Here is a 19,103-nt window from a genome sequence, read left to right on the forward strand (position 1 = left end):
GTCTCTGTATGTTCAGGAGTTAGTTAGTGCAGCTTCCTGAACTGCTCCGGCGTAACCGCCGACTGCTTACGGAAGGTGGCTACGAAATGGCTGACATCGCGGAAGCCGACCAGCTGCGAGATGGCCTTAACGGTAAGCTGGGGATTCGCAACCAGCAGCTCTTTGCTCTTGCGGATGCGCAGCCGGACGAAATAAGCATAAGGCGATAGCCCGAAGGTCTGCAGGAACAGGCTGTTCAGATATCTGCCGGACACCTCAAGCCGGGAGGCGAGATCACTGAGGCCTACCTCGGGATCACCATAATGGCTGTCCATCCATTTCAGCAGCGGCTGAAGCTTGTCCACATTGCGGGAGATGGCCGTGTTGTTATGCAACTGCCCGTATTTGTTCAGGGTCAGCAGGAAACGGTAGGCATCGCTGGATTCCCCGAGACTGAACATGTCATTCGAAGTATCGTGGCGGTCCAGCATCTCCTTCAGCATCGAGCTCAGCGGCGCCCCGCTCTCCCAGCGGTAGAACAGGCTGGTGTTCATCCCGAGCGAATCCAGAATATGCCGGGCTGAGGTCCCGCCGAAGGTGAGATAATAGGTGCGCCAAGTCTCTGAGGAGAGTGCTTCATAGCGGTGCGGTGTCCCCGGCATCAGCAGAATGCCGCTGCCCTCGGTGAGGGTGAGCTTCTTGTTGTCGAAGTGGATCATCCCGCTGCCATGCGCCGTCTGCAGCCAGTGATAGGTGTGATAGCCTTGCGGCCGGGAGACTTGTTCCTGATCAGGGTTATACCCCATACTGTCGAGGGTGATGGGGAGCAGCTGGCCGCTCTCCTGGGCGAATACGATTCTGCGGACGGTATCCAGTGACATTCCGGTTCATCTCCTGGTGTTCCATATTATTATATTTCAATTCATTAATATTATATTTATAGCGATTGAGGTAGCGATTAAAATAAGAATATACTTATACTATAAAGGATGTGCGTAGCGTGATCAACGAGAAATTACCTAAGATCTGGTACGGTGGAGATTATAACCCGGAGCAATGGGAGGCCCCGGTCTGGGCGGAGGACGAGCGGATGTTCAAGCTCGCGGGCATAGACGTAGCAACCATTAATGTGTTCTCCTGGGCGCTGATTCAGCCGTCTGAGGATACGTACGATTTCAGTGGTCTGGATGAGTTAATCGACCGCTTATATAAGAACGGCACATATGTATGTCTGGCTACGGGTACCGGGGCACATCCGGCGTGGATGGCTCACCGCTATCCGGAGGTAACCCGCGTGGATGTTCAGGGCCGGAAGCGTAAATTCGGCGGTCGCCACAACTCCAACCCGAACAGCGCAGTCTACCGCAAATACGCGGCCCTGCTGGCCGGTAAGCTGGCTGAGCGCTATAAGGATCACCCGGGCCTGGTGGCCTGGCATATCTCCAATGAATACGGCGGATATGATTATTCCGAGCAGTCCGAGGCGGCTTTCCGCGTATGGTTGAAGGAACGTTACGGAACGCTGGATGCGCTCAACAAAGCCTGGAACACCCGGTTCTGGGGCCATACCTTCTATGACTGGGAGGAAATCGTTGTTCCGAATGAACTCAGTGAAGAGTGGGGCGGCAACCGGACCAACTTCCAGGGAATCTCTCTGGACTACCGGAGATTCATGTCGGATAGCCTGCTGGAATGTTACATTCTCGAATATAAGGCAATCAAGGAGCACAGCCAGGATATTCCGGTTACAACCAACATGATGGGTTTCTACCCGGAGCTGGATTATTTCAAATGGGCGAAATATCTGGATGTAATCTCTTGGGACAACTATCCGTCCTTGGACACGCCGGTCAGCCATACGGCGATGACACATGATCTTATGCGCGGCCTGAAGAACGGCCAGCCGTTCATGCTGATGGAGCAGACGCCAAGCCAGCAGAACTGGCAGCCGTACAATTCCCTGAAGCGTCCCGGCGTCATGCGCCTCTGGAGCTATCAGGCGGTAGCGCGCGGTGCTGACACCGTGCTGTTCTTCCAGCTGCGGCGGTCCATCGGCGCTTGCGAGAAATACCACGGAGCGGTCATTGAGCATGTAGGGCATGAGCATACCCGCGTATTCCGCGAATGTGCTGAGCTGGGCCGGGAGCTGGAGAGCTTGGGCAGCGAGCTGCTGGATGCACGCAGTGCGGCGCAGATCGGGATTATCTACGACTGGGAGAACCGCTGGGCGCTTGATCTCTCCAGCGGCCCGTCTGTGGCGCTTGATTATGTGAATGAGGTCCACAAATATTATGACGCGCTATATCAGCAGAATATCGAAGCAGATATGATCGGCGTCGAAGAGAATCTATCGAAATACAAGATTGTCATTGCACCGGTGCTGTATATGGTGAAGCCGGGCTTCGCCGAGAAGGTCGAAGCTTTCGTCCAGGCAGGCGGCACCTTCATTACGACGTATTTCAGCGGGATTGTTAATGAGAATGATCTGGTTACGGTTGGCGGGTATCCGGGAGAGCTGCGTAAGGTGCTGGGGATCTGGGCCGAGGAGATCGATGCCCTGCTGCCGGGCATGAGCAATGAAATCGTAATGAATAAGGAATGGGGGGCTCTGAACCGTTCTTATGCCTGCGGCCTGCTCTGCGACCTGATTCATCCCGAAGGCGCAGAGGTGCTCGCTCAGTATGGTGCGGATTTCTATAAAGGTATGCCTGCCCTAACGGTGAACAGCTTCGGCGCTGGTAAGGCTTATTATGTGGCCACCAGCCCGGATGAGGCCTTCCTGCGCGGCTTCCTGGCTAACCTGTGCGCCGATAACGGCATTGCGCCGCTGGTCAGCGCGCCGGAAGGTATTGAGTCCGTTCAGCGTGTGAAGGACGGCGTATCCTATCTGTTCCTGCTGAACCATTCAGCAGAGGAGCTTCGTGCGGATATCGGTACCCTAGAGCGGACCGATCTGCTTACCGGGAAGAAATTCAGCGGCTCCACTCCAGTTCCCGGGCGCGGAGTGCTGATTCTCTCAGACAAGCAGTAAGGCACGACAAAGCTGTCCCGAAGGCCGTTCATTAGACACGGCTGCTGGGACAGCTTTTTTTTAAACAGATTCTTAACGGGATTACCCTATTGAGTGAAGGAGCCGAAGTCCGTAATCTTCAAATCAACCGTGACATGAATAGGAGTCCGGCTGAACACCTCGTCCCAATGATCCTCCAGCTTGTTCCATAAGGCGGGTTCCTGGATGCTGAGTCTGGTGGAGAATCCGCCCACATCTGCTTTGTAATCCGACTGCAGCTTGTGAAGCATACTCTTCATCATCCCCTCCAGCCGCTCCTTGAACAGCTTCTCTGCTTTTTGGGGAAGATGGGTGGCCGCAGGGTATTCCTCTACGTTCCAGGTTTCGCTTAGCCTTCCTTCCGTTACAAGCTTGACGTCGAAGGACAGCTCGCCGCCGTCTGCTTTGGCAGTGATTTTACTCTTCATGGACTTGAGTTCATAGGTAATCGGCTCATTGCTCCAGTCGTAGGTCTTGATGACCCCGCTTTGCCCCCCGTTGGTCAGCCAGCTCAGACATTCGGTTTCCTCCTGATTCAGCGGGCCCACCCAGTGCCCGGTATCTCCCTTGATCACTCCGGCTCCCGAGAATTCTACCTCCCCATTCGCCGTTACCAGGTTCTGCAGTGCATAACTGCGTTTGGAGTGCATATTGGCATCCATTTTCGATAAAATAACAGGGTCCAGCACCTTGCTGGTTCTCTTCTGATTGCGCAGCATATCTCTGATGTGAAAGGCAGGAATTTCATTTTTTTGCTTCGCGACCATAGTGTCTGCTGCGCGGCCTTGGCTTAAGAACACCATCGTGCTGGGACGGATATCATTATCCCGAAGGACGAAATCCATTAACTGGTTTATCCTCTGCTGCTTGAGCAGCTCACTGGAGATCACTATAACCTTGAGGTGGTGGCCGATGATCGGCCGTTCACGCAGAATCGAATATTGACGGAAGATCTCCAGCACAGAATCTCCGGTTCCGGTTACATTCATATAGGGTGGACTGCTGCCGCTGCTGCCGCCTTGTTTATCTGTCCCTCCCACGGAGTTAGCCGGAACCATCTGCACAGTGGCGGTGATTTTATTCTTTTTATAATAAGTAGCGCCCTTGTCCTCCAGCTCCTGTTCTGTGGGCGAGAACTCTCCGACATCCAGAGCCAGCCCTGCGTATAGGGCCAGATCCTCAATCTCTTTACTGCTCCAGCAGGAGGTCAGTGTGGCAAGGATTAGCAGACTGCACAGCACCACCAGGATTCGTCTACACATGCTGCTTCAGCCCCTTCACCCGGATGAGCCAGACGACAGAGAGCAGGACAGGCACCAGCAGGAACAGCACCAACCCCATCTTGCCTATGGTATCTCCGAGTGCGAACAGATCGCCTAAGGATTTGGGCAGCATCGCCGAGATGAACAGCAGCGGAACCAACGCATAAATAATCGGGTGCACCTTAAGCTTGAAGATCTGTGAGAGACCCAGCGTGGACTGGAAAAAGAAGCTGCTGAAGTTGCAGAACATCTGCATCAGCCAGATGACCATGAACGGGAATTCCAGACGCTCGAAGAAAAATCCCGGCACCTCGAAGCTGCGCAATAGATCAATAGTGGGCCAGGTGCTGGTGATGGCGGAATCAATAGAGATGCCTCCGATCACTATAATGATGGTCAGGAAATAGATGGACAGCAGGATGGCCACGCCGCCAAGCATAGCTTTGACAGCCTTTTTGGGGTCCTCCATGAATGCCACAAGCGTCATAGTGACTTCACAGCCGGTGAATACAAGCACGGTGGATTTGAGCCCGGCGAATACGGGGGACCATCCCTTGCCGAGTACAGGACGCAGATTATCGATATCGAACATCCGCAGGCTGAGCACGAAGGAGATGAGCAGAATCATAATGCTGATCGGAAAAACAATGGTGTAGACACGGGCAATAGAGTTGATGCCTCCGTATACGAGGTAGGTGCTCAGCCAGAGAAAAGGAAGGATTACTGCCCAGATCGGAGTCCCCTCCAGCAGGAAGAACAGGGTAACCTCGGCCAGTGTACGGATCTCAAAGCCGGCGATAATGATGAAATACAGGATTAACAGCATGGACAGAATCCCGCCGATGAACCGGCCGGTCAGCAGCCTTGAGTACTGAAAGACGGTTTTTCCCGGAAATTGCTGGCTGATCTTCACCATAAGGAGGACAACCAGCATCACAATGGCCCCGCCGAGCAGGGTGGAGATCCAGCCATCCGGAGTTCCGACACTCTTGCTTACGCTGCGCGGCAGTGTGAGCACACCCGCGCCCAGCAAGGTATTGTTCAGGAAAATGGCCGTTTGTGTAGCCGTGATTTTATCATCCGTGCGTATGAACATACTGCATTCCTCCTTATACCAGGCGCGGTCATGATCTTCGTTTACTCTGCTTAGTCTTCATCATTTTCGGTCTGCGCTTCATCAGTGCCATAGGAGCGCGCAGGAACAGATCCTTCCAGTCACTGAGCCGGAAAGGGGAGAGCGGGGTCAGATAAGGCACTCCGAAGCTCTTGAGCTTGGTCAGGTGGCAGCAGATCAGCAGGAAGAACAGAATGGTCCCGTACATTCCCAGCACCGAGGCGAACAGCATACCGGCGAAGCGCAGCATCCGCAGGGTGATCCCGGCGCTGTACATCGGAATGGAGAAGGAGGAGATGGCAGTTACGGCCACCGTAATGACCAGGAACGGGCTGACGATCCCCGCCTGAACCGCTGCATCGCCGATGATCAGACCGCCGACGATGCCCATCGCCGGACCGATCGGCTTCGGCAGCCGGATGCCCGCTTCCCTAAGAATCTCGATGGCGACCTCCAGAATCAGCACCTCTATCAGAGAGGGAAAGGGCACACCCTGCCGGGTCTTAATGATCGTGATCGCCAGCTCTGTAGGAATCAGCCCCGGATGAAAGGAGATGAAAGAGATGTACAGGGCTGGAGCCATCAGGGCAAAGAAGGATGCTCCAAAACGCAGCAGCCGCAGAAGTGTTCCCGGCAGCCAGCGCTCATAATAGTCTTCCGGCGACTGCAGCAGCATGCTGAAGGTTACCGGTGCGATTAGTACAAAGGGTGTGCCGTCCAGCAGGATGGCAACCCGTCCTTCCAGCAGGGCACTGATCACTCTGTCCGGCCGTTCTGTATTCTGTAGCTGCTGGAACGGACTGAGATAATTATCCTCAATCAGCTGCTCGATGTAGCCGGATTCGGCCAGGAAATCCATATCGATTTTGCAGATGCGGTTCTTAATCTCCTCCAGCAGGTCGGGATTGACGATATCCTTCATGTAGGCCACAACGATCTCCCTTTCAATAGCGGTCCCTGCCCGGAAGGATACCATCTCAAGCTGATCGCTAAGGCCCTGGCGGCGCAAAATAGAGGTATTCTCGCTGAGCACCTCCGTGAAGCCCAGTCTGGGGCCGCGGAGCAGCGCTTCGGAGACCGGCTCGTCCGCCTGGCGGCTGGGAGCACCGGGCATCTCGATCAGGAGCCCGCAGCGCAGCCCTTCGATCAGGAGGGCGGCATGGCCGAAGAGGACAGACTTATTGAAGTCTCTGATATGCTCTTCCTCTCTAAGCTCGCTGAAGGGAAGACGATGCCCGGCCATTTCAACAGAAGACTGCGGACCGGGAGGCATCTCATGCATCAGGTATTGCATAACTTCCATACTGAGCAGCCGGTCACTCTGCATGCCGTCGACATGGATGACGACTCCTTGTGCACCTGTTTTCGCATTTGTGAATGCTCTGAAATGGACATCGCTGTTGTTGCCGATGCCGGATTTAACCGCCTGCAGGTCGGCTTGGAGATCACCGGTAAACCGGGCGGAGGATTCCTCTGGAGCCAGCGGCGGCGGCCCCTGCGCAGGAACGGTTCTTGCGCCGTACCCGATCTGGCCGCGTCCGCTGCCTACCAGCTTGTAGAGCGATTTATAGAGATAGGCCAGGAGCAGCGGAACAAGCATAGCCACACCCGCTTGGGCGAAGATTGCCCAGCCGGGTATATAGGAAAGAATCATACCGAACAGTGTAATCATCCCCAGCTTTTGAATTTGGGTATAACGGAGTACGAGTTTTCATCTTCATGCAGTTTTCCAAACTTTATCTAAATTTACTCGTAATTACCGAAAATAATTTGGTACGGTGGGTCCGGCTTATATGCTCCCCGGGTCCGGCAGCCCTGCCACGCGAAATAAGATATAATGCATAAAGTACAGGTTGTCCCATACATTTCGGAATGAAGCAGTCAGGAGAGAGGCGCAGCACATGAAGACTTTACTGGTCACAGGCTACCGGGCCCATGAGCTCGGCATTTATGACAGCAAGCATCAGGGCATTCCCTATATCAAAAAAGCACTCGCGAACCGGATCATTCCGCTGGTGGAGGAGGGACTGGAATGGGTCATTACTCCCGGGCAATATGGCGTTGATCTGTGGGCCTGCGAGGTGGTGCTGGAGCTGAAGCAGCAATACCCCGGGCTGAAGCTGGGCATTATTACGGCCCATGCCTCACCGGAGGAGAAGTGGAAGGAAGAGAAGCAGAATGAATACCGCCGCATTGTAGCCGGTGCTGACTACTACGGAGCCGTTAGCAATGCTCCCTATGACGGGAGCTGGCAGTTCAAGGCCAGAGATGATCTGCTGCTGCGTAAAAGTGACGGGATTCTGTTGTTCTACGACGAGGATGCGGCGGAGAGCAGTGCGAAGTTCACCAAAGAGCGGGTCGTGAAGCTGCATGCCGAAGGCGATTATGAGCTGCATCTGATGCATGCAGAGGAGATTCAGAGCATTGCCGATGAAGAGAACCGGCATGACTATGATTGAGAAGGGGGTGCGCAGCTGCGGGCTGCGCACCTGGAGCCTGTCCCATGTTGGCCTGAAGCGGGATCAGATGAAGCTGCGGAGTGAAGGCGGCTTGCGTACCTTATAGTTCTGCTCATAGGCGTAAGCCAGTCTGATAAGCACCGGTTCTTCATAGGCCCGGGCGGAGAAGGTTACGCCGAAGGGGGCACCGGCTGAGGTATAGCCTGACGGCACCACGATCGACGGATATCCGGCTCTTGAGGTAATCCGTGCGCCGAAGTCAGCGGGGAACAGCAGGGCATCAAGCTGATGTTCGCGCATAGTAGCGTCAATCCCCAGCTCCTTGCAGAGTCTGAGATCCGTCATGCGGTCACGCAAATATTGCGGCTCGGTGAAGGTGCCGGAGGTTGTTAATTCGGCATCGAGCAGGGTCGCTTGCCCGAACTTCAGCGTCTGGACCGGATGGGCATGATTGAAATCAATAATATCCTTCAAGGTACGCATCGGTGCCCCCGGGCCCAGGCGGGCCAGGTAGGCGTTCAGCGAGGTTTTGAATTCATTCAGCACCACGGATGAATAGCTGATCTCCCGCGCCGTTGTAATCTCGGCCGGATCGATAATGGTCGCCCCGAGCTCCCGCATTCTCTCCACAGAGGCATTGAACAGCGCAAGCTGCTCCTCCGTCAGCTCCTCGAAGTAATAATCGCGTGGAATTCCGATTCTTGCTCCCCGCAGACCGTCTGCATCCAGGAAAACCGTATAATCCTCATGAACCTTACCTCTGTTCGTACCCATAGCCGCATCTCCGGCATCCTGACCGAGCAGAGCGTTTAGGAGAAGGACGGCATCCCGGACCGTTCGTGCCATAGGCCCGGCGGTATCCTGCGTGCTGGAGAGCGGCAGAATACCGGAGCGGCTGATCAGCCCCACCGTGGGCTTAATACCGATAATAGAGCCAAGATTGCCGGGATTGAGGATGGAGCCGGAGGTCTCTGTTCCAACGGAGACAGTGCAGAAATTACAGGCCACCGCTACCGCAGACCCGGCGCTGGAGCCGCCTGTCGGCGTGGAGATGTTATAGGGGTTAAGCACCTGCCCGCCCCGGGAGCTGTAGCCGGAGGGCATGCCATTCGTCATGAAGTTGGCGAATTCCGTCATATTAGCCTTGCCCATAATGATAGCTCCGGCCTCGCGCAGCCTGCTGACGATGAAGGCATCCTCTCCGGCAAAAGAGTCCGCCAACGCGAGCGAGCCCGCACTGGTATGCATGTTATCCCCGGTATTAATGTTATCCTTCAATAGCACCGGTATGCCGTGCAGCGGTCCGCGCGGACCCTGAAGCTGGCGCTCTACGTCCAGGGATTCAGCGATGAACAGCGCATCCGGATTAATCTCCAGCACGGAATTGACGGTCAGGCCGCTTTTGTCATGATCCGCTATGCGCTCAAGGTACATCAGGACTAATTGTCTGGAAGTGATCTCCCCGAAATCCAGAGCGGCTTGAATGTCAGACAGGGTAGCCTCTACGATTTCAAAACTCATGCGGGTCCACGCTTCTTTCCCTTTAGGATTTATATAGATTGTTCTTGTAAGTTTTTCGGACCAGGAATGCGTGACTCCAAAGAATGTTTGGCCCTCCGGCCGCTGTTGTCCCCAGATTTCTTAATTTACACCGCTGTATGCGGTAGAAATCCGGTGACAAAGGCGGACGCTAACGCTCCTACAGTTCCAAAATTCTCTTCCGTCACTTTCCTTGTCCTTGTGTTTCCAAATTCAATCTATATATTGGTTTCTCCATATATAAGCACAGTTTTGCCTGTCTTCATAGCATTCTTTTAACACCCGGACGACCATGACTTTGGATGTAACTTTTAAACGGCTGATTAAAAGGGGTGCTCCTGTGGTTAAATACATCACAAGATTTAACAATACTACTTGCTAACATCACTAGGAGGAATCGAACTTGAAGAAATGGACTACGATATTTATGGGTGTTATGCTGACTGTTGCCTTGGCTGGCTGCGGCAATAATGAGGAGCTCAAACCATCGGAGGGCGCTGCAACAGCTGCACCTGCAGGAAGCGCGGCTCCGGAAGCCTCCGCATCGGCAGCGCCTGCTGAACAGACATCAGACGGCGTTCCAACGGTGGATGAATTGATTCAGAAGTCGGTTGCCGCATCGGGTGATCTGAAGAGCTTCGCGATGGAATCGCAGGTGAAGCAGAAGATCAATGTGAAGACGGCACAAGGGGACAATGCGCAAGATACCGATATGACCACGAAATCCAAGTTCATTAAGGAGCCGCTGATGATGCATCAGGAGGTGCAGATGAAGACGGCCCAGGGCGACCAGAAGATTGAGCAGTATGTGACTAAGGACGGCTTCTATTCCCAGGTGAACGGGCAATGGATGAAGATGCCTGCTACGATGGGTGAACAGGTCCTAGCTGCTATGCAGCAGTCCGCGAACCCTGAGAAGCAATTGGAGCAATTCAAGGCGCTTACCGAGAAGACAAAAATCACCGAGGAAGGCGATAGTTATCTGTTGTCTGCCGAGGTATCCGGCGATGACGTCAAGGAGCTGGCGAAGTCTTATATGAACCAGGGCGGCAGTGCCGATCCTCAGATGGCTGCCATGATGGAGCAGATGAATATCAAGAGCATGAATATCGCCTATGCGGTGGATAAGAAGACCTATTTCCCAACCCGTACAGATGTAACCATGGTCATGGATATGACCAGCAATGACCAGACGATATCGATTGATATGGATATGAAGGCGGCTATCAGCGATCACAACAAGGTCGACGAGATCAAGGTTCCGCAGGAAGCACTGGACGCGAAGGAAGTTGAAATGCCAACAACCCCGGCAGCTCCTACAACTCCGTAACAGGCTTACCGGGCTGAATAGAAGTGCAACACATGGAAACGGCGCTGCTGTCCTGATTAGGACGGCAGCGCCGTTTTTGGCGTGAATTGTTTTGGAGGGTGGTTTTATAAATTAAACGAGTTGCTCAGCATACCAAAGGCTGCACCGGCAATGACGGAGGTGATCAGCTTGTAGAAAATATATCCGGTCACAATGTTGGCGATGGCAATCGGGTATAAGGTGTCAATGCCCCGGCTGCCGCCGGTGTTCAGCGGATATTGGAACAAAGCCGTATTCATGCTGATGAAGACGAACAGGAAGGACAACGCCACCAGTGTGGTCGAGAAGGAGTACAAGCTGACAAGTAGTGTGAGAATCGCCAGCACCAGCAGCGCCACGGCCGGAACGAGCAGCGTTCCCATCCGGGTAATCAGCAATTTAAAATCGAAGCTGACCTTCTCCAGCCGGAGAACGGCATAAGTGGCTCCGCAAGCAACGGCCAGGCCAACCGCCGTCAATAACAGCGGCTTCAGGAAGCCGGGGCCGAAGATGGCCGAGACATCCCATTTGATGAACAGGGTGAGGAAATATAAGGCCGTTAACAACGCCGTAAGGCCCATGGTGATCAGGCTGTTAATGAAATGGGCCACAGGAATTTCCCTCATTGTACTGTACGGGCGGGTAAGGGCTCTCAGGTAAAAGCTCCAATATTGCTTGCCTACTGCCTGTGCCTGCTGTACACGTTCATCCTTGAGCAGATTATTGAACTGCTCGGATACCTTACGCTGGGGCTGCGGTTGCCCAGGTTGGTTGTTAGGTCCCTCAGGATTCGTGAAGGGTGTTCCGCCTTCCGGGTTGTTCATTGTGATTCCTCCTTGTGAAATATATGGAAAATGCCACTGGCTTTAGTATAAGGGGACTCAACGGGAAATTCTATAAATTTGCCGGAATATGCAGAAATTCATGCGAAAAAGCCCGTAAATCGTCGATAAACGTCGATTTACGGGCCGGGACCCATTCTATTCCTGTAATTCGTCTGCCACCCGGGCAAATCCCTCTTCAGCGAGATATTCCTCCGCTTCAGCGACCGTCTCGAAGGCCATCTCAAGCTGTAGTCCGGCATAGAGATACCACAGATCCTCCTCAAATCTCAGGCTCAGCGTATGCCCGTCCTCATTCTTCCACAGCGACTGCGCTTCAGCTCCGCCCGTCTGCACTTTTTTCTTTCTTTTGGAAGGGGCAGGGGCCTCGGGAATGTACATCAAGAGAGAAGTGATAGACGCATCCAGCAGCTCGCGCAGCGCAGCCTCCGAATAATCGCGGATATTGACCAGTCCCTTATCATCCGTCTCATAGCCCCGCAGCAGCCCGGCATAGACGAAGCCGTTCCCGTTCGGGTGAATATGCGAAGCCACGGTCTTCTTGTCGTGACGGCTCTGCTCCAGGTGATAATTCACCCGTCCCAGTGAGACCTTCCGCGCCTCCAGCTGGGGATAGGAATCAAGAATAGCTATTTTCTGTTCAAAAGTAAGCATATACAGCCTCCGGTTCACTTGAAATATAAAAATGTATAGGTTTCACGCTATACATTATCTTTCTATTTCTCGCTGAAACGGTACCGTCCTTTAAAAGGACGGCAATACCGTTTCCACTTGTAGTCAGTTGATTATACCACGCAGCGGGGTGCTGGACTATAACGCGCTTCCCCGGTTCATTACTCTGCCAGCGGGAGCCGCAGCACGAAGGTGCAGCCCTGCGGCGGATTGCTGCCCAGCTCCAGGCTGCCGCCCATGGCTTCGGCCAGCAGTCTGCTGAAGGTCAGGCCCAGCCCGAGTCCGCGAAGCAGGCTCTGCTTGCCCGAGCTGCGGTAGAAGGCTTCGAAGATCCGTTCCCGGCTGTCCGGGTGGATGCCCGGCCCGTTATCTGTAACGGAGATTTCGGCCTGCCCCTGCGGCGTAGCCGTAAGTTCAAGCTTCAATTGGAGATTGCAGTCCGGCGTCTTCGCCTGCAGACTGTTGCCCAGCAGATTCACAATAATCTGCTGGATGCGCAGCGGGTCTCCCCGCAGCACAAGCGGGTTCTCCGGCAGCAGCAGGATGGGCTTATTAACCTCCCCGTTCTGGGTCAGCATCCATTGATAGAGGATTTCCTCCAGCAGCGGGGCCGCTTCGAGCTTATCATGACGGACGGCAACCATGCCCGCTGTCAGCCCATTGTAGTCCAGCAGATCGGCGACCATATGCTGCAGCCGCCCGGTCTCAAGCAGAGCGATATCGAGGAATTCATTGGCCTCCTCGCCTTCGACAACGCCCTCGCGTACCGCATGGAGCAGTCCTTTGATTGAGGTGACCGGCGTCTTCAGCTCATGGGACACGCCGGCCAGCATGATGGCCCGCGACTGCTCGAACTGCTGCAGCTTGCCCGCCATCTCCTGGAAGGAGACGAGCAGCTCGTGAATCTCACGTTCTTTGGCCCCGGTCTCAAGCGCGATATTATATTGGCCGCTGCTGATCTGCGCGGCGGCGGCGGCCACCCGCTGAACCGGCTTGGCCAGCTTGATCGACAAGAGATAGATCGTCAGCCAGCTTAGGATAATCAGGAAGACGATGATAATCGAGAAGAAGGTGATCTCCTCTGTCGGAATATGACGCAGGGAGCGCTTGGACTGCATAACCAGCACCTGCCCCAGCGTGCCCTGGTCCCCCTGGATCTGTGCGGCGGCGGCCTTGTATTCAGAGGTTCGCGAATCGGTCAGGCTATCATTGAGCTTGTGTCGCATTTCCTCGTCTGTCATCGGGGGCTGGGAGTATAACAATTCGCCTTCAGGTCCGGTGATGATTACGCACATCTCCTCAGTGACCTTGAAGAAGCGTTTGCGGTCCTCTACCAGCCTATTCAGGCCCCCGGTAATCGCTAATTGACCGTCTGTATCCACGCTCCGGTCAGCGATCTCCTGCGCCAGCAAGCCGGTCGTCTGCATCCGGTTGCTCATCGCCTCCTGCTGCATCCACCAGAGGGTGAACAGCGCCGTCACCAGCAGCCCGATGCTGATGATCAGCAGATACCGCAGCGTCCAGTAAGTGAGAATGGAGGTAGTCTTCTTTTTCCTGCTGCTGTTCTTCTTACTCTTATTTATGTTGTCCATAATTGATAACCTGTTCCTCTCAGTGTGCGGATCTCGCCCTCGTCCTCCGGCCAGTGCGAGAGCGCCTGGCGCAGTCTTTTGATTGAGAGATCGACCGCCCGGTCGCTTCCGTCATAATCCATCTCCCACACATGCTCCAGGAGCTGGTCGCGGGTGCAAATCTGGTTCGGCCGCTCCGCCAGGAACAGCAGCACCGACATGTCGCGCGGACTAAGGCTGACCTCTGCCCCGTTCAGGAAGATGCTGCGGGCCGAGAAGTCGATGAACAGGCTGCCGTAATGGCGCTTGCGGCTGCCGTCCGACCACTGCGAGGGGCGGCGCAGCACCGCCTTCACCCTTGCAACCACTTCCTCTGGGATGAAGGGTTTCGACATATAGTCATCCGCCCCTCCGTCCAGACCCGCCAGCCGGTCCTTGATCCCGTCGCGGGCGGTGAGCATGATGACCGGGCAGCTGCTCCGCTCACGGATGAGCTGCAGCAGCTCGAAGCCGTCCATCGCCGGCAGCATGATATCGAGCAGGACCAGCGAGGGAGGCGCCTCCTCGAAGGCGTCCAGAGCACTCCGGCCGTCTGCGGCCCGGGTGACGTGAAAGCCTGCTTTTCGCAGATAGGCACTAAGCACCCGGGCGATGGCTTCTTCATCCTCTACGATTAGTATCGATTGCATGAGCTTCAGTCCCTTAACTAAAATTACGACAATTCTAACACATTTGCAGGCTAGTATGCTTTGACTTATTCCCGACATATTGCTTTGGTAGAATGAGATTCAGCTGGAACGAGCAGAGACAGAAAATGGAATGGAGGAGATCGTATGAAGAAGAGAACAGTCGCTATAACCGCAGCCATTGTAATTATTGCAGGAGCCATCACTGCCTTCATCTTAGTGAATAACAGCCTTGGCAATAAGGTGGAGATTGAATCGGTGATTCCTGAGCAGGCGCAGAACAGCGGAGCGCAGAAGGAAGGAACTGCCGATGCGGCGGCGGCCGCTGCTGCTGTAACGCCGGAGCAGTTGAACGGAACCTGGAACATTGCAGAGCCGTCCAAGGTCTACTGGTCCGTGACCACATCCAAAGAAACGGTTAACTTCGTAGATCCTTCCGTGAAGGGTACCTGGAAGGTGAATCTGGAGGATGCCTCCGCGATGACCGGCGAAGGGTCGGTCGACATGAGCGCGCTTGATTCGGGAACCGCCCAGCGGGACGAGCATGTCAAGGGAGCGGACTTCTTGTCCGTAGCGGAGTTCCCGGAGGCCACCTTCACGGTGAAGTCCTTCTCGGAGATGCCAAAGGAATGGACAGAGGGGACGGCGGTGCCGGTACAACTGCAGGGGACGCTGACCGTGAAAGGCATCGAGAAGGAAGTGACGTTCGACTCGCAGGCCGCATATAGCGGCGGAGAGCTTAAGCTGTCGGGTACGACTACCGTAACCTTCGAGGATTTTGGCCTCAGCAATCCGCATTCCATCGTGCTCAGTACCGAGAACAATCTTGAGGTGCGCCTGGAGCTAGTGCTTAAGAAATAATATAGGGTTGGGGATGACCCTCCCCGTCTGCTGCGGATTCGCGGCTGGCGGGGAGGGTTTTTGCTGTGACTGGGGCTGGGGCCAAGGCGGTGGGCCAGATGCGGATGTATGCGAAAAAGCGAACACATTGGGCTGGCGCGGGGTGTACGGCCGGAATGTAATCGAAAAACCGATTACATTGGGCTGGCGCGGGGCCTATGGCCGAAATGTAATCGAAAAACCGATTACATTGGGCCGGCGCAGGGCGTATGGCTGGAATGTAATCAAAAAACCGATTACATTGGGCCGGCGCAGGGCGAATGGCTGGAATGTAATCGAAAAACCGATTACATTGGGCTGGCGCAGGGCGTATGGCTGGAATGTAATCGAAAAACCGATTACATTGGGCTGGAGCGGGGTGTATGGCCGAAATGTAATCGAAAAACCGATTACATTGGGCTGTCGCAGGGCGTATGGCTGGAATATAATCGAAAAACCGATTACATTGTGCTGGCGCGTGGTGCGTGCTCCACAGCCCGTGACTTTTTAGAGAAATCCTGCAAGATGTGCAACAATCTATCCATGCAAGCGGTCGGTGAGAGAAGACTCTCAGAACTGGCGAGGGGGAGGCTGAGCATCGCCATGAAAGCATCTTTCACCCGGTAGGGTGTTTTTTTGTGACGGTACAAATCCCCGCCTTCAGGTTAAGTATAAGAGATACATAATTATTCAATAGGACCATCAGGTAAGGAAGGGAGCTAAGATACATGGATCGTAAGGCCAAAACTATACTGCAAAAATCGTTCTGGAGCGCCAGCGGCTGGAAGGGGACATACGGGCCTTTTTCCGGTGAAGAGTTCGACTATGCGAAGAGCAAGGGGGTCATGTTCGATCCCCTCACGATCACCCATGATGAGCTGGTGGAGAAGCTGCGGGTGCTGCACAGCGGGAGTGTGACCCGGGAGAAGGTGGCGGCGGCTTTTCTGCATAGCCTATCTACCCGGAAGGTTCATCTGCGGAGCGCCTTGTCCAGTTGGGCTTTGACTTCGGAGCTGGCTGCACATGCCTACGCCCAGCCCCCCGCCGAGCAGCCAAGGTATAGCAGTTGTGCTGCTTGTGATGCCAGGCACCTGATGTCTGATCAGCAGTACAACGCTGTGGATCTGAATGTGCTCAATTTCGAGCGGGTCAAATGGGGCGGCATCCGCCTTAATAAGCTGCTGTATTGCTGGCTCGATCTGGAGCTGTTCAGCCGGGAAGAGGAGATGGAGGCTGCTCCGCAGGATCTTCGTATTTTGCAGGATATGGCCGAAGCCGTGAAGCTATGCGGCAGCAAGGATGGTGCACGGAAGCTGGAGAAGCATTGGAAGGATATATTCCCCTCGAACCGGCATGAACGGGATGTGGTGATGGAGATCTGGGGATATGCTGGAATTCTGGTTCCGCAGGAGGAGCCGCGCCAGGGGCGGGGCGGAGACAATGATTTCAACGCTGTAGCCAACTGGCGCGGGGAGGACGGTTATTCGAAGGAACGCCTGAATGTGTTGTTCGGGCTGTAATACACACTTGTCTGGAGCTGGAGGGTCCTGCCGGTCGGCGGACATATACACACCAGGGAGATTTTGATAGAATCAGAGGGACCTGAGCTTCATTACGAGGAGGATATTACTATGGCAGAAGATAACGCTTACACGATAAAATGGGGCATTCTCAGCACAGGCTGGATCGCCCATCAGTTCGCCACGGATCTGGCCCACGCCAGCAATGGGGTGGCCTATGCAGTCGGCTCGCGCTCGCAGGAGAGCGCGGATAAATTCGCAGCCGATCACGACATTCCTGTCGCATACGCCACCTACGAAGAGCTGGTGAACGATCCTGATGTGGATGCCATCTATATTGGCACACCGCATCCGTTCCACCGGGAGAATGCGTTGCTGGCTTTGCGGGCGGGCAAGGCTGTGCTGTGCGAGAAGCCTTTTACCGTGAATAGTGCTGAACTGGAGGAAGTCGTGGCCTATGCCCGGGAGCATAAGCTGTTCCTCATGGAAGCGATGTGGAGCCGGTATATCCCGGCACATGTGAAGGTGAGGGAATGGCTGGCCGCCGGGCGCATCGGCGAGGTGAAGCTAGTGAAGGCGGACCTTGGGTTCCGTTCTGACTGGAACCCGGAAGGGCGTCTGCTGAATCCTGTCCTTGGCGGCGGTGCGCTGCTGGATGTCGGCATCTATCCGGTCTCCTTCACCTCGATGGTTCTCGGACCTCATCCAGAGTCGATCGCCAGCACCGTTCATATCGGGGAGACCGGCGTGGATGAGCACTTCTCGCTGCTGCTGTCCTACGGGAATGGCGTATCTGCTTCACTCCATGCCGGCATCCGCCTGAATCTGGACGATGAAGCCCATATCTATGGAACGGAAGGTCGTATCGTGGTCAATGGCACCCTGGTTAATCCGAAATCGGCCGAGCTCTACTTGAATGGCGAATTGGCGGAGAGGTTCGAAGATGGCCGCGCTTCGGTCGGATACTGCTTCGAGGCGGAAGAGGTAGGCCGTTGTCTTCAGGCCGGGCTTACCGAGAGCCCGGTGATGACGCTGGATGAATCCGTAGCCCTGATGAAGCTGCTGGATGAAGTCCGGGCGCAGTGGGGACTGAAGTATCCCGGCGAATAAGTGCGGGCAGGAAGCTTCCGGGAAGGGGGAGACCAAGTGACATTGACTGATGACCGTTATCAGGGCTGCCTGCAGGGGCTGGCCGCCGGGGATGCGCTGGGCACAACTGTAGAATTCCAGGCACCCGGAACCTTCAAGCCAATGACAGATATTGTCGGCGGCGGGGTATTCGCTCTGCAGCCGGGTCAGTGGACGGATGATACCTCGATGGCGCTCTGCTTGGCGGAGAGCCTGCTTGCAGTTCAGGCCTTCGATCCGGCGGATCAGATGCAGCGTTATGTGAAGTGGTACCGCGAAGGCGCGCTTAGCAGCACCGGCCGATGCTTCGATATCGGCAACGCAACGCGCGAAGCGCTGCACCGGTATGAAGCCAGCGGGGAGGCGTACAGCGGTTCAGAGGACCCGTTCTCTGCCGGGAACGGGTCGATTATGCGTCTGGCTCCGGTGGTGATGTACTACGCGAAGCAGCCCGCTGAGGCGATCCGCTATGCAGCAATGAGTTCAAGAACCACGCACGGGGCCGCCGAGTGTCTGGCTGCCTGCCGTCTGCTCGCGGCATATATTCTAGCCGGGCTGCACGGCTGGAGCAAGCAGGAGATGCTGGCGCCGGATGCCTTCCGCGAATGGCTGGATGAAGATACGCTGACGCCGCATATGCTGAATATCAAGCAAGGCTCCTACAAGCTGAAGGAGCCGCCGCAAATTCAAGGCTCGGGCTATGTCGTAGAGTCGCTGGAAGCGGCGCTATGGGCATTCCATAAGTCGGACAGCTTCGCAGAGGGCGCGCTGCTTGCCGTGAATCTCGGCAATGACGCCGACACCACCGGCGCCATCTACGGCCAGATCGCCGGAGCCTACTATGGCCTCAGCGGCATTCCGGCCGACTGGAGCGGCAAGCTGGCGTTGCGCGGGCTGATCAGCGATTACGCGGGGCGGCTGTTTATGGAGCGGGTGAAGTAAGCGGAGGTAGTTAAGCTGCATGTAGCAGGCGGGGCGTATGAGTCACAGGGCACCCCGCCTGTTTGTTGTGCAGGATGATGCGGAGTTTCGTGTGTGAACTCATGTGAACTATA

17 protein-coding genes are annotated in these 19,103 nt (G+C 55.2%); 8 read left to right on the top strand and 9 right to left on the bottom strand.

Annotated elements, in window-relative coordinates; all coding sequences use genetic code 11:
• Window positions 1–23 precede the first annotated feature (23 nt).
• Window positions 24–860 carry an AraC family transcriptional regulator gene (locus tag NST26_RS03905; protein WP_209877119.1) on the bottom strand — a complete coding sequence of 279 codons (837 nt, stop codon included), beginning with the start codon at window positions 858–860 and terminating at the stop codon, window positions 24–26.
• A gap of 119 nt (window positions 861–979) precedes the next feature.
• On the opposite strand from NST26_RS03905, the gene NST26_RS03910 reads away from it, so the two are divergent.
• Window positions 980–3,010, top strand: coding sequence for a beta-galactosidase (locus NST26_RS03910; protein WP_340978600.1), 2,031 nt, complete (start codon window positions 980–982; stop codon window positions 3,008–3,010).
• Between the two features lie 86 nt (window positions 3,011–3,096).
• Here the strand turns inward: NST26_RS03910 and NST26_RS03915 are convergent, their stop codons facing one another.
• Genes NST26_RS03915 through NST26_RS03925 form a run of 3 tightly spaced genes read right to left on the bottom strand, consistent with a single transcriptional unit; the run spans window position 3,097 to window position 7,067 of the window.
• Entirely contained in the window at window positions 3,097–4,290 is a 1,194-nt protein-coding gene (locus tag NST26_RS03915; RefSeq protein ID WP_340978601.1) for a Ger(x)C family spore germination protein, read from the bottom strand.
• Window positions 4,283–5,386: a GerAB/ArcD/ProY family transporter gene (locus NST26_RS03920; protein WP_340978602.1), complete on the bottom strand. Its 1,104-nt coding sequence runs from the start codon at window positions 5,384–5,386 to the stop codon at window positions 4,283–4,285. The genes NST26_RS03915 and NST26_RS03920 overlap by 8 nt, the downstream gene beginning before the upstream one ends.
• Before the next feature lie 28 nt (window positions 5,387–5,414).
• Window positions 5,415–7,067, bottom strand: a complete 1,653-nt coding sequence (locus NST26_RS03925) for a spore germination protein (protein WP_340980792.1) — start codon at window positions 7,065–7,067, stop codon at window positions 5,415–5,417.
• A gap of 238 nt (window positions 7,068–7,305) precedes the next feature.
• Here NST26_RS03925 and NST26_RS03930 point away from each other — a divergent pair, with 238 nt between their 5' ends.
• Window positions 7,306–7,863 (top strand): DUF1273 domain-containing protein, encoded by a 558-nt coding sequence (locus tag NST26_RS03930; protein WP_036731292.1) that lies wholly within the window; start codon window positions 7,306–7,308, stop codon window positions 7,861–7,863.
• A 63-nt stretch (window positions 7,864–7,926) separates the two neighbouring features.
• Here the strand turns inward: NST26_RS03930 and NST26_RS03935 are convergent, their stop codons facing one another.
• Window positions 7,927–9,384, bottom strand: a complete 1,458-nt coding sequence (locus tag NST26_RS03935; protein WP_340978605.1) for an amidase family protein — start codon at window positions 9,382–9,384, stop codon at window positions 7,927–7,929.
• A 421-nt stretch (window positions 9,385–9,805) separates the two neighbouring features.
• Here NST26_RS03935 and NST26_RS03940 point away from each other — a divergent pair, with 421 nt between their 5' ends.
• Entirely contained in the window at window positions 9,806–10,732 is a 927-nt protein-coding gene (locus tag NST26_RS03940) for a DUF6612 family protein (protein ID WP_340978606.1), read from the top strand.
• A 104-nt stretch (window positions 10,733–10,836) separates the two neighbouring features.
• On the opposite strand, the gene NST26_RS03945 is transcribed toward NST26_RS03940, so the two are convergent.
• The 4 genes from NST26_RS03945 to NST26_RS03960 all read right to left on the bottom strand — a co-directional run bounded on the left by NST26_RS03945 (window position 10,837) and on the right by NST26_RS03960 (window position 14,524).
• Entirely contained in the window at window positions 10,837–11,574 is a 738-nt protein-coding gene (locus NST26_RS03945; protein WP_340978607.1) for a hypothetical protein, read from the bottom strand.
• A 156-nt stretch (window positions 11,575–11,730) separates the two neighbouring features.
• Complete coding sequence (locus NST26_RS03950) at window positions 11,731–12,246, bottom strand: hypothetical protein (protein ID WP_340978609.1); 516 nt, start codon at window positions 12,244–12,246, stop codon at window positions 11,731–11,733.
• Between the two features lie 179 nt (window positions 12,247–12,425).
• A complete protein-coding gene (locus NST26_RS03955; protein WP_340978610.1) occupies window positions 12,426–13,856 on the bottom strand; it encodes a HAMP domain-containing sensor histidine kinase in 1,431 nt (476 codons plus the stop codon).
• Complete coding sequence (locus NST26_RS03960; RefSeq protein WP_339253781.1) at window positions 13,844–14,524, bottom strand: response regulator transcription factor; 681 nt, start codon at window positions 14,522–14,524, stop codon at window positions 13,844–13,846. The genes NST26_RS03955 and NST26_RS03960 overlap by 13 nt, the downstream gene beginning before the upstream one ends.
• A gap of 144 nt (window positions 14,525–14,668) precedes the next feature.
• Here NST26_RS03960 and NST26_RS03965 point away from each other — a divergent pair, with 144 nt between their 5' ends.
• From NST26_RS03965 to NST26_RS03985, 5 genes are all read left to right on the top strand, one after another.
• Complete coding sequence (locus NST26_RS03965) at window positions 14,669–15,382, top strand: YceI family protein (protein WP_339253783.1); 714 nt, start codon at window positions 14,669–14,671, stop codon at window positions 15,380–15,382.
• A 108-nt stretch (window positions 15,383–15,490) separates the two neighbouring features.
• Complete coding sequence (locus NST26_RS03970; RefSeq protein WP_340978611.1) at window positions 15,491–16,027, top strand: hypothetical protein; 537 nt, start codon at window positions 15,491–15,493, stop codon at window positions 16,025–16,027.
• A gap of 101 nt (window positions 16,028–16,128) precedes the next feature.
• Window positions 16,129–16,920: a hypothetical protein gene (locus tag NST26_RS03975; protein WP_339253787.1), complete on the top strand. Its 792-nt coding sequence runs from the start codon at window positions 16,129–16,131 to the stop codon at window positions 16,918–16,920.
• 111 nt (window positions 16,921–17,031) lie between these two features.
• Window positions 17,032–18,030, top strand: coding sequence for a Gfo/Idh/MocA family protein (locus NST26_RS03980; RefSeq protein ID WP_340978613.1), 999 nt, complete (start codon window positions 17,032–17,034; stop codon window positions 18,028–18,030).
• A gap of 36 nt (window positions 18,031–18,066) precedes the next feature.
• Window positions 18,067–18,990, top strand: coding sequence for an ADP-ribosylglycohydrolase family protein (locus NST26_RS03985; protein ID WP_340978614.1), 924 nt, complete (start codon window positions 18,067–18,069; stop codon window positions 18,988–18,990).
• The last annotated feature ends 113 nt before the right edge of the window (window positions 18,991–19,103 follow it).

The organism is Paenibacillus sp. FSL R7-0128, assembly GCF_038002245.1.
GTDB classification, from domain to species: Bacteria; Bacillota; Bacilli; order Paenibacillales; family Paenibacillaceae; genus Paenibacillus_AQ; species Paenibacillus_AQ silagei.

Excerpts from the sequence above, each read along its gene's own strand:
- NST26_RS03905 (WP_209877119.1), bottom strand. The coding sequence starts at position 860 with ATGTCACTGGATACCGTCCGCAGAATCGTATTCGCCCAGGAGAGCGGC.
- NST26_RS03915 (WP_340978601.1), bottom strand. The coding sequence starts at position 4,290 with ATGTGTAGACGAATCCTGGTGGTGCTGTGCAGTCTGCTAATCCTTGCC.
- NST26_RS03920 (WP_340978602.1), bottom strand. The coding sequence starts at position 5,386 with ATGTTCATACGCACGGATGATAAAATCACGGCTACACAAACGGCCATT.
- NST26_RS03930 (WP_036731292.1), top strand. The coding sequence starts at position 7,306 with ATGAAGACTTTACTGGTCACAGGCTACCGGGCCCATGAGCTCGGCATT.
- NST26_RS03935 (WP_340978605.1), bottom strand. The coding sequence starts at position 9,384 with ATGAGTTTTGAAATCGTAGAGGCTACCCTGTCTGACATTCAAGCCGCT.
- NST26_RS03945 (WP_340978607.1), bottom strand. The coding sequence starts at position 11,574 with ATGAACAACCCGGAAGGCGGAACACCCTTCACGAATCCTGAGGGACCT.
- NST26_RS03950 (WP_340978609.1), bottom strand. The coding sequence starts at position 12,246 with ATGCTTACTTTTGAACAGAAAATAGCTATTCTTGATTCCTATCCCCAG.
- NST26_RS03955 (WP_340978610.1), bottom strand. The coding sequence starts at position 13,856 with ATGGACAACATAAATAAGAGTAAGAAGAACAGCAGCAGGAAAAAGAAG.
- NST26_RS03960 (WP_339253781.1), bottom strand. The coding sequence starts at position 14,524 with ATGCAATCGATACTAATCGTAGAGGATGAAGAAGCCATCGCCCGGGTG.
- NST26_RS03965 (WP_339253783.1), top strand. The coding sequence starts at position 14,669 with ATGAAGAAGAGAACAGTCGCTATAACCGCAGCCATTGTAATTATTGCA.
- NST26_RS03970 (WP_340978611.1), top strand. The coding sequence starts at position 15,491 with ATGCGAAAAAGCGAACACATTGGGCTGGCGCGGGGTGTACGGCCGGAA.
- NST26_RS03975 (WP_339253787.1), top strand. The coding sequence starts at position 16,129 with ATGGATCGTAAGGCCAAAACTATACTGCAAAAATCGTTCTGGAGCGCC.
- NST26_RS03980 (WP_340978613.1), top strand. The coding sequence starts at position 17,032 with ATGGCAGAAGATAACGCTTACACGATAAAATGGGGCATTCTCAGCACA.